We start from the raw sequence: 9,172 nt of genomic DNA, 5'->3' as shown, positions 1-9,172 counted from the left end.
GATGTGTATAAGAGACAGTTTCCACACCTATGACCACCGCACCGGGCTCAAGCCGTCCCGGGTAACGGGCCGCAACGTCTCCCCCGAACAGAAGGCGCCGTACGACCCGCAGCGCGCCGACGCCGCGATCGATGCCCACGTCGCCGATTTCGTCGACGTGGTCCGGGGCAGGCTGCGGTCCGAGTCCGAGCGGATCGGCCGACCGGCCCACGTGGTCGCCGCGTTCGACACCGAGTTGTTCGGCCACTGGTGGTACGAGGGACCGACCTGGCTGGCTCGGGTGTTGCGGGCACTGCCCGAAGCGGGGGTTCGCGTCGGCACGCTCTCAGATGCCATCCACGCGGGCTTCGTCGGCGACGCCGTAGAACTGCCGCCCAGCTCGTGGGGGTCCGGCAAGGACTGGCGGGTGTGGTCCGGTGAGAAGGTCGCCGACCTGGTGCAGCTGAACGCCGAGGTGACCGAGACCGCTCTGGGCGCCGTCGACAAGGCCCTGGCCCAGACCGCGGCGCCGTCGGGCCCCACCCCGCGCGACCGGGTCGCCGACCAGATCCTGCGCGAGGCGCTGCTGACGGTCTCGAGCGACTGGCCCTTCATGGTCAGCAAGGACTCCGCCGCCGACTACGCCCGCTACCGCGCGCAGCTGCACGCGCACGCCACCCGGGAGATCGCCGACGCACTGGCCGGCGGCCACCGAGACACCGCACAGCGCCTGGCCGACGGCTGGAATAAGGCCGACGGCCTGTTCGGCGCCCTGGATGCCCGTAGGCTGCCACGGTGACCCCCCACCTCCGGACCTCGCACCACCACGGTGCGCGTCAGAACGGAACCGCCGCGTGAAGATCCTGATGGTGTCGTGGGAATACCCGCCGGTGGTGATCGGCGGGTTGGGTCGGCATGTCCACCACCTGTCGACCGCGCTGGCCGCTGCCGGGCACGACGTGGTTGTGCTGTGCCGGCGCCCCTATGGCACCGACCCGAGTACGCACCCGTCGTCCGACGAGATCAGCGAGGGCGTGCGGGTGGTCGCCGCGGCCCAAGACCCGCACGAGTTCTCCTTCGGCGAAGACATGATGGCCTGGACACTGGCGATGGGCCATTCCATGGTCCGCGCCGGACTGTCGCTGAAGGTCGACGGCGGCCAGAGCGTGTGGCGCCCCGATCTGGTGCATGCCCACGACTGGCTGGTTGCACACCCGGCGATCGCACTCGCTGAATTCTATGATGTGCCTTTGGTTTCCACGATCCACGCCACCGAGGCCGGGCGTCACTCCGGCTGGGTCTCGGGAGCGTTGAGTCGTCAGGTGCACGCGGTGGAGTCGTGGCTGGTCCGCGAATCCGATTCGCTGATCACCTGTTCGGCCTCAATGCGCGATGAGATCACCGACCTGTTCGGTCCCGGACTCGCCGAAACCACGGTGATCCGCAACGGCATCGACGCCGCACGGTGGCCGTTCGCCCCCCGACAGTCTCGTAGCGGCCCGCCGGAGATTCTGTTCGTCGGGCGACTCGAATACGAGAAGGGCGTGCACGACATCATCGCGGCCCTGCCGCGGATCCGGCGCGCCCACCCCGGAGCCACGCTGACCATCGCCGGTGACGGCACCCAGCAGGACTGGCTGGTCGAGTGCGCCCGAAAGAACCGGGTGTTCAAGGCAACCCGGTTCATCGGCCGGGTCGACCACGACGAACTGTTGGCACTGTTGCACCGGGCCGACGCCGCGGCGCTGCCGAGTCACTACGAACCGTTCGGCCTGGCGGCACTGGAAGCCGCTGCCGCCGGAACCCCACTGGTGGTCGCCAACGTGGGCGGTTTGGGCGAGGCGGTGATCAACGGCGAAACCGGTATGTCCTGCCCGCCGCGCGATGTGCCGGCCCTGGCCTCGGCGGTGTGTCACGTGCTCGACGACCCGGCTGCCGCCCAGCGCCGCGCCGTCGCCGCCCGCGAGCGGCTCAGCTCGGACTTCGATTGGCACACCGTCGCCGACGAGACCGCCCAGGTGTACCTGGCGGCCAAACGCCGCTTGCGGGAACCGCAGCCACGCCGGCCGATCATCGAGCACGCACTGCCCGACCGGTAGCCCTGGCCGGATGAAGAGTCGCGCCGCGATCCTGCGAACCTACGGTGGCCCCTGGTCGGTCGAGGAGTTCGAACTGGATCCGCCGCGTGCCGGGGAGGTCTTGGTCCGCATGGCCGCGGCGGGCCTGTGCCATTCCGACGAGCACATCCGGCAAGGTCACCTGGCCCCGCCGGGGCAGAGCGCTCCCGCTGCGCCGACCATCGGAGGACACGAGGGCTCCGGGACGGTCGTACAGGTCGGTGACGGCGTCACGGGGCTGTCCCCCGGCGATCACGTGGTGACCTCATTCGTCGCGGTCTGCGGTCAATGTCATTGGTGTTCTTCGGGCATGGAGTACATCTGTGACGCCGGAGCGGGAACCATGCTGCCCGGAATGCCCACCGACGGCACCTTCCGCCACCATGGCGCCGACGGCCGGGATCTGGCTCATGTCTCCAAGATCGGCGCGTTCGCCGAACACACCGTGGTCTCGGCCGCCTCGCTGGTCAAGATCGATCCGCACTTGCCGCTGGTACCCGCGGCCCTGCTGGCGTGCGCGGTGCCGACGGGGTACGGCTCGGCGGCGTATCGCGCCGGTGTGCGCGGCGGCGAGACCGTCGTGGTCATCGGGGTGGGCGGCATCGGCACCGCCGCCGTCCAGGGGGCCCGCATCAACGGGGCCGTTCGGATCGTCGCGGTGGATCCCGTTGCCTTCAAGCGGGAATCGGCCCGCACTTTCGGTGCCACCCACACCGCCTCCAGCACCGCCGAGGCCTTCGAGATGCTCCGCGACCTGACCCGCGGGGTGATGGCCGACGCTGTCGTGGTGTCCCCCGCTGTGGTCACCGATTCCGATGTCGAGGAGGCCCTGCGGCTGACCCGTAAGGCCGGGATCTGTGTGCTGACCGGAATGGCGGTGCAGGGCACGCGGACCAGCATCGATCCCCAGGACATGATGCTGATGAACAAGACGCTGTGCGGCACCGTGTTCGGCTCCTGCAACCCGCGGACCGACATCCCGCTGTTGGCCACACTCTACGATGCGGGTCACCTGCAACTCGACGAGATGGTCACCAAGCGTTACCGGCTCGACGAGGTCAACCAGGCCTATGAAGACCTGGCCGGCGGCGAATTGATCAGGGGCGTCATCGACTTCGGCCTCTAGCTTCGGCTATCGGGTGGCGATAAGCCCTTCTAGGGTGCCCGATTCTCGCCACGCGGCCAGGATGTCGGCGTACTCGGTGGGGCTGCCGAAGAAGAAACTGTCCTGGCGCAACCGGGCGTTCGCCTGGCCCTCACGGTTGTAGTAGCCCGGCGTGCACGTCTCGCGCCGCCCGGCGATGACGTCGGATCGCTGCACCACGGCATCGACCCAGCTCTGTTCGGCGTCCTCGGCGGCCTCCAGGGCGGGCAGATTCTGCTGCAACGCGTGCGCGATCACCCACGCCACGTGCCGCGACTGGGTGTCGATCAGGTAGGGAAAGTTCACCGTGAACCCGGATTGGGCAATGCTTTCGATGAAGCAGTTCGGGAAGCCATGGGCGTGCAGGCCATGGAAGGTGCGCACGCCGTCGGCCCATTTCTGGGTCAGGGTCACGCCGTCGCGCCCGATGACTTCGAAACCCGTGCGCCGGCAATAGTCGGTGCCCACCTCGAACCCGGTCGCGAAAATCAGGCATTCCAACGGGTATTCGATGCCGTCGACTACCGCCCCGGCCGGGGTGATCTGTTCGACACCGCGGCCTTTCGTGTCGACCAGGGTGACGTTGTCGCGGTTGAAGGCCGGTAGGTATTCGTCGTGGAAGCAGGGCCGCTTGCAGTAGTAGCCGTACCATGGCTTGAGCGCCTCGGCGGTGGCCGGATCATTCACCAACGCATCGACGCGGCCGCGGATCTGCTCCATCTTGGCGAAGTCGGCCATCTCGGCGCGCACCGATTGGTCGACGGGGCCGTCTCCGCTGACGATCGGCATCTGCTTGGTCAGGCTGGTCCAGGCGTCGTCGACCAGGTCTTCGTCGGCCTGGCCGCCCGCGGTCAGGATCTGGAAGTTCTCCATCCGGCGCTGCTGCCACCCCGGCTCCAGCTCCGCTGCCCACTGCGGGTCGGTCGGCCGGTTGCCCCGTACGTCCACCGTCGACGGCGTGCGCTGAAAGACATAGAGATGCCCCGCCGCCTCGGCCAGTCGCGGCACGCACTGGATGGCGGTGGCACCGGTGCCGATGATCCCGATCCGCTTGTCGGCCAGCCGGTCCAGCCCCTCACCGGTGTAGTCGTAGTCCCAGCGACTGGTGTGGAAGGTGCGCCCGGCGAACTCGCCGATGCCCGGGATGCCCGGCAGCTTCGGCTTCTGCAGGTAGCCATTGGCCATCGACACGAATCGGGCCCGAAATGCGTCCCCCCGATTGGTCGCGATTATCCAGCGTGATGCCGTTGTTTCCCAACGTATTTCGGTGACCTCGGTCTGCAGGCAGGCATTGGAGTACAAGTCGTAGTGGTGGGCGATGCGCTGGCAGTGCGCGAAGATCTCCGGGCCCTTGGCGTATTTCTCGGTCGGCACGTAGCCAAGTTCCTCCAGCAACGGCATGTAGACGTAGGACTCGACGTCACAGGCGATACCGGGATACCGATTCCAGTACCAGGTGCCGCCGACGTCGGCGGCCTTGTCGATCAGCCGAATGCTTTCCACCCCGAGCTCGCGCAGCCGGGCACCGGTCAGCAGTCCGCCGAAGCCGGCTCCCACGATCGCGACGTCGACCTCATCGGACAGTGGTTCCCGGGTGAATCCGGCTTCAGCCCACGGGTCTTCGGCGAACCGGGCGAAGCGGCCCGCCACCTCGATGTACTGGTCGAGCCCGTCGCTGCGCAGGCGTCGTTGCCGTTCCCGGAGGTACTTGTCGCGCAAGGCATTCGGATCAAAGTCTGGCGACTGGAGACCCTGGATGTCGGTCACTGTCAGGCACCTCCGGAACGCCGCAAAGACAGCCCAGCAACCGGCTCAGCATATAATCAATCAGTTGATCATATCAATGAGCGACGAACAGCGTCCCCCGGATCAGGCGCTTCGCGGCGGCCAGCGCCGCCTGATAGGCCTCCGGAGATCCGGTCGCCGCCAATTCGGTCAGGCCGTAGACCAGGGCGTAGGTCACCTCGATCGCCGGCCGCGCCCCGCTGGCGTCGCGCGTATCGCCGTCATCGACGATCCCGGTGATGATGTCGCGCAGCGCTTCCAGGCCCCCGCTTCCGGTGTCGCCCGGATACACGGTGACGGCGTTCTGAGCACGAATCGCCCATTCGAACGCGGCGAGATCGGGATGCTCGCGCATGAGGTTGCCGGACTCGTCCAGCACGGCCTCGATCCGGTCGACCACCGTGCCGGGCCGCTCGGCGGCGCGCCGCAGTCGCGGCAGGGCGATCTCGGCGCGTGCGACGATCGCGGCGGCCACCAGATCGGCCTTGTTCGGAAAGTAGTTGTAGAGATTGGCGCTGGTAACACCTGCCGTGCGCGCGATCTGACGGATCGTGGTCCGTGCGTAACCCAATTCGGCCACGCACGCAATGGTGGCGGCGATGATCCGCTGACGGGTCTGGCCGCCGTCGGCGCCGACCGGGCGGCCCAGCTGCGGTGTCGACATAGACCCATCCTCGCAGCCGTCGACACCGGCGTCGGACAACCGGCGCAGTGTTGAACTGCCCGATCGCCGGCGGACTAACCTGAGGTGATCATGCCCCTGACGTCGACGCCGCGGGGTCGGCCGGCTGGAACCAGCAGCGAAGAGACCCGCCAGCGAATCATCAGCGCAGCGATCCGGCGTGTCGCAGAGGTGGGCCGTTCGGGTGCCACCATCCGCGAGATCGCCGCCGGCGCCGAGATGACCAGCGCCAGCCTGTACCACTACTTTCCGAACAAGGATGAGCTGATGGCGGCGACCGTGGCCGCCGCACGCGAGATCGCACTGCCCCGATTACATGCCGCAGCACAGCGCGGCGGCACCGTGGCGGATCGGCTTGCCGCAGTGCTTACCGAGGCCGACCGGCTGCGCCACGACCACCCCTATCTGGCCGCCTTCGAACGCGCTACCGACGGGGTCTCGCCGTTGCGCGACGTCATCGGCGAGATCGTCGACGAAGCGCAGCGCGGCGGTTCGCTGGCGACCGGTATCGACGGCGACGGCGCCGCGGCTGCCGTGTACGTGTTGACGCGCGGGTTGATCGAGCAGGCAGCGCGGCTGTCGCCGGACGTCTACCGTGCCACCCTGCGCTGCGCCGAAGATCTCATCCGCGGCACGCTGTTCTGAGCGGCTGCCGTGGGCCCTTTCAAGCGCTGGCCGCGGCAGCGATTCCGATATCCACCCATTCGGCGAGCTGATGCCGAGAACTGAGGTGTTCGCCGTCGACATGGACCCAGCCCCGCATGGTCCGTCCGCCCATCTCCATGGGCTGGGCGGCGGTGGTTCTCAGCAGCTGTTCGGCACGCGCGACACCCACGCGGACCAGCAGCCCGCCGGCCATCGCCGCGACGGCGATCTTGCCGGCGACCATGAATGCCAGCCCGCCGAACATCGCCTTCTCCAACACCGGTGGACCGTCGCCCGCGAATATCTCCCGCACGCGGGCCGCCAGCTGCGCGTCGTAGGCCACTACAACCCCACCAGATAGCGCACTCGGTGCGCGATAACCCGCCGCGACACCTCGGCATCGGGCACCAGCAGGTCGAACGCGTGCGGACACCCGGGGTACACATGCAGCTCGACGGGGACCCCCGCGGCGATCAGCCGGTGCGCGAAGGCGACATCCTCCGGCACGAAGATGTCCAGCCCGCCGACATCGAGGTACGTTGGCGGCAGGCCGGCCAGGTCGCCGGCTCGGGCCGGCGCGGCGTAACCGTCGGCGCCGCCGTTGCCCAGCAGCGCTGTCCAGCCGGTGACGTTGTCGTCGTAGCTCCAGGTGAGCAGGGTCGCGCCCGCGTCACCGGCCTCGCGGGTGCGGTCGTCGAGCATGGGATAAATCAACAGCTGGGCTGCGATCGCCGGTCCGCCCCGGTCGCGGGCCAGCAGGCCCACGCCTGCGGCCAGTCCCCCGCCGGCGCTGTCGCCCATCACGGCCAGCCGGGACGCGTCGACCCCCAGCTCGCCCGCGTGCTCGCTGAGCCAGCACAATGCCGCGTAGCAGTCCTGAAGCGGAGCCGGATGCGGGAATTCCGGGGCGACACGGTAATCCACCACCAGCATCGGCACCCCGGAAGCAGCGACATAGGCGCGCACCGCCGCGTCGTAGAGCGAACCCACGTGTCGCCAGTCCAGGATCATTCCGCCGCCGTGCAGATACAGCGCAGCGCTGCCGGGCTGAGTGGCGCCGGTTCGCCGGTACCAGCGCAACGGAAGCGTGCCCCCGTCGTAGGTCAGCGAAAACTCGTGGGTTTCTACGCCGGTGACCGGCGGCAGCGACGCCAGTACCTGATTGAAGGTATGCCCCACGTTGCACCGACGGGCAGCGACATTGCCGACCGGCGGCGGCGGCGCATCGTCGGCACCGTCGCGCATCGCCAGCAACGCCGCCAGCACCTGCGGATCAGGAGGCCCGGCCATCAGCGCTGCGCCCCAGACACCGCGGTAGCCACCACCTTGGTCTCGAGGTATTCCTCGAAGCCTGCCAATCCCATCTCCCGGCCGACCCCGGACTGCTTGTAGCCGCCGAACGGCACGTCGGCGGCGTACCACATGCCGCCGTTGACGTTGACTGTCCCGACACGCAGTCGCGACGCCATCCGGGCGGCGCGGTCTTCGGACCCGAACACCGTGGCGGACAAACCATACGGCGAGTCGTTGGCGATCCTCAGCGCATCGTCATCACCGTCGTGGGCGAGCACCACCAGCACCGGGCCGAAAATCTCTTCGCGGGCCACGCGGGCCTCGTTGGACAGGCCGGCGATCACCGTCGGCTCGATGTAGAAGCCCCGATCCAGGTCATCCGGTCGGCCGCCGCCACAGGCAAACGTCCCGCCTTCGGCGATCGCCAGATCAAGATAGGACTGCACCCGATCTCGCTGCTTCGCCGAGATCAACGGTCCACACAACGTTTTCGGATCATTGGGGTCGCCGACCGCGACCCCAGAAATCGCGGCAGCCACCGCATCAAGCGCCTCGCCGTAGCGTGCGCGGGGCACCAGCAGCCGGGTGGTCAGTGCGCATCCCTGGCCGGCGTGGATCGCTACCGTCGACGCGGCCGCCGTGCAGGCGGCGGACAGGTCGGCGTCATCGAGGACTACAAAGGCCGACTTTCCGCCGAGTTCCAGAAAAACCTTCTTGATGGTCTGTGCGGCAGCAGTCATCACCGAGCGCCCGGTCGCCGTCGAGCCGGTGAAGGAGACCACATCCACCCGAGGGTCCTCGGCGAGCCGGGCACCGATGCGGTGGTCGGACGCCGTGACGATGTTGACCACTCCCGGCGGAAAGTCAGTCTTCTCGACGATGATCCGACCGACTTCGGCAGCGCACCAAGGGGTGTCGGGTGCCGGTTTGAGGACGACGGTGTTGCCCGCCGCCAGCGCCGGCCCGATCTTGGCGAACGTGACCTGGTGCGGGAAGTTCCACGGCGTGATCGCTCCGACCACGCCGAACGGCTCCCGCACGACGGTCCGCGCGGTGGTGATGCCCATCGGGGCCGCCACCCCGAGATCCACCTGCCAGGGGTAGCTCTCCGCGGTGGCGGCCGGGAAACCCAGGTCATCGACGGGGGTCTGCAGCTGGCCTCGGTAGGTCAGCGACCGGGGCGCCCCGGCCTCGGCGATGGTGATCTCACGCAGCGTCTCGATCTCGTCGTTGAGCGCGTCGCGCAGCTGGCGCAGACAGTGCACTCGTAATGCGGTGTCGCGGCCCCAGTCCGAGGTGTCGAACGCCGCCCGGGCGGCGGCGATAGCGCGGTCGAGGTCGGCGGCATCGCCGTCGGCGGCCGCACCGATGGCTTCCTCGGTGGCCGGGTTGATGGTGTCAAAAGTGCCCGCGCCACCGGCAACCAGCGCGCCGTCGATCAGCAGCTGGGTCAGCACACCGGTCACAGTGCCTAGGCTAACGGCGCCACATCGGCATAAACAATCGATCTGTCTCTTATACACATCT

General features: G+C 68.3%; 9 protein-coding genes. 4 read left to right on the top strand and 5 right to left on the bottom strand.

Annotation, left to right across the window (positions count from 1 at the left end; all coding sequences use genetic code 11):
* The 3 genes from LI94_RS18820 to LI94_RS18810 all read left to right on the top strand — a co-directional run.
* On the top strand, positions 1 to 778 hold a 778-nt coding region (locus LI94_RS18820; protein ID WP_046302146.1), incomplete at its 5' end, for a 1,4-alpha-glucan branching protein domain-containing protein.
* Positions 779 to 833: 55 nt separating this feature from the next.
* Positions 834 to 2,078, top strand: a complete 1,245-nt coding sequence (locus LI94_RS18815) for a glycosyltransferase family 4 protein (RefSeq protein WP_024440200.1) — start codon at positions 834 to 836, stop codon at positions 2,076 to 2,078.
* A gap of 10 nt (positions 2,079 to 2,088) precedes the next feature.
* Positions 2,089 to 3,222, top strand: coding sequence for a Zn-dependent alcohol dehydrogenase (locus LI94_RS18810; RefSeq protein ID WP_046302145.1), 1,134 nt, complete (start codon positions 2,089 to 2,091; stop codon positions 3,220 to 3,222).
* 6 nt (positions 3,223 to 3,228) lie between these two features.
* Here the strand turns inward: LI94_RS18810 and LI94_RS18805 are convergent, their stop codons facing one another.
* Together LI94_RS18805 and LI94_RS18800 are read right to left on the bottom strand one after the other, a co-directional pair.
* Positions 3,229 to 5,007, bottom strand: coding sequence for an NAD(P)/FAD-dependent oxidoreductase (locus LI94_RS18805; RefSeq protein WP_082105814.1), 1,779 nt, complete (start codon positions 5,005 to 5,007; stop codon positions 3,229 to 3,231).
* A gap of 73 nt (positions 5,008 to 5,080) precedes the next feature.
* Positions 5,081 to 5,689 carry a TetR/AcrR family transcriptional regulator gene (locus LI94_RS18800; protein WP_046302144.1) on the bottom strand — a complete coding sequence of 203 codons (609 nt, stop codon included), beginning with the start codon at positions 5,687 to 5,689 and terminating at the stop codon, positions 5,081 to 5,083.
* Positions 5,690 to 5,779: 90 nt separating this feature from the next.
* On the opposite strand from LI94_RS18800, the gene LI94_RS18795 reads away from it, so the two are divergent.
* Entirely contained in the window at positions 5,780 to 6,352 is a 573-nt protein-coding gene (locus LI94_RS18795) for a TetR/AcrR family transcriptional regulator (RefSeq protein ID WP_046302147.1), read from the top strand.
* A gap of 19 nt (positions 6,353 to 6,371) precedes the next feature.
* Here LI94_RS18795 and LI94_RS18790 read toward each other — a convergent pair whose 3' ends face one another.
* From LI94_RS18790 to LI94_RS18780, 3 genes are read right to left on the bottom strand one after another with little or no spacing between them, the layout of a single operon-like run.
* On the bottom strand, positions 6,372 to 6,695 hold the full coding sequence (locus LI94_RS18790; protein WP_046302143.1) for a TfoX/Sxy family protein: 324 nt from the start codon (positions 6,693 to 6,695) through the stop codon (positions 6,372 to 6,374).
* Complete coding sequence (locus LI94_RS18785) at positions 6,695 to 7,642, bottom strand: alpha/beta hydrolase (RefSeq protein WP_046302142.1); 948 nt, start codon at positions 7,640 to 7,642, stop codon at positions 6,695 to 6,697. The genes LI94_RS18790 and LI94_RS18785 overlap by 1 nt, the downstream gene beginning before the upstream one ends.
* On the bottom strand, positions 7,642 to 9,111 hold the full coding sequence (locus tag LI94_RS18780; RefSeq protein WP_046302141.1) for an aldehyde dehydrogenase: 1,470 nt from the start codon (positions 9,109 to 9,111) through the stop codon (positions 7,642 to 7,644). Before LI94_RS18780 ends, LI94_RS18785 begins: the two co-directional genes overlap by 1 nt.
* Positions 9,112 to 9,172 lie beyond the last annotated feature (61 nt).

Source organism: Mycobacterium sp. UM_Kg27 (assembly GCF_000972905.1).
Taxonomy (GTDB): domain Bacteria; phylum Actinomycetota; class Actinomycetes; order Mycobacteriales; family Mycobacteriaceae; genus Mycobacterium.
Note: the sequence above shows the minus strand (reverse complement) of the source record. Positions and strands in the feature narration are given on the sequence as shown.

What these genes read in the sequence shown, in the direction of transcription:
- LI94_RS18810 (WP_046302145.1), top strand. Translation starts at nt 2,089, where the DNA reads ATGAAGAGTCGCGCCGCGATCCTGCGAACCTACGGTGGCCCCTGGTCG.
- LI94_RS18795 (WP_046302147.1), top strand. Translation starts at nt 5,780, where the DNA reads ATGCCCCTGACGTCGACGCCGCGGGGTCGGCCGGCTGGAACCAGCAGC.
- LI94_RS18785 (WP_046302142.1), bottom strand. Translation starts at nt 7,642, where the DNA reads ATGGCCGGGCCTCCTGATCCGCAGGTGCTGGCGGCGTTGCTGGCGATG.
- LI94_RS18800 (WP_046302144.1), bottom strand. Translation starts at nt 5,689, where the DNA reads ATGTCGACACCGCAGCTGGGCCGCCCGGTCGGCGCCGACGGCGGCCAG.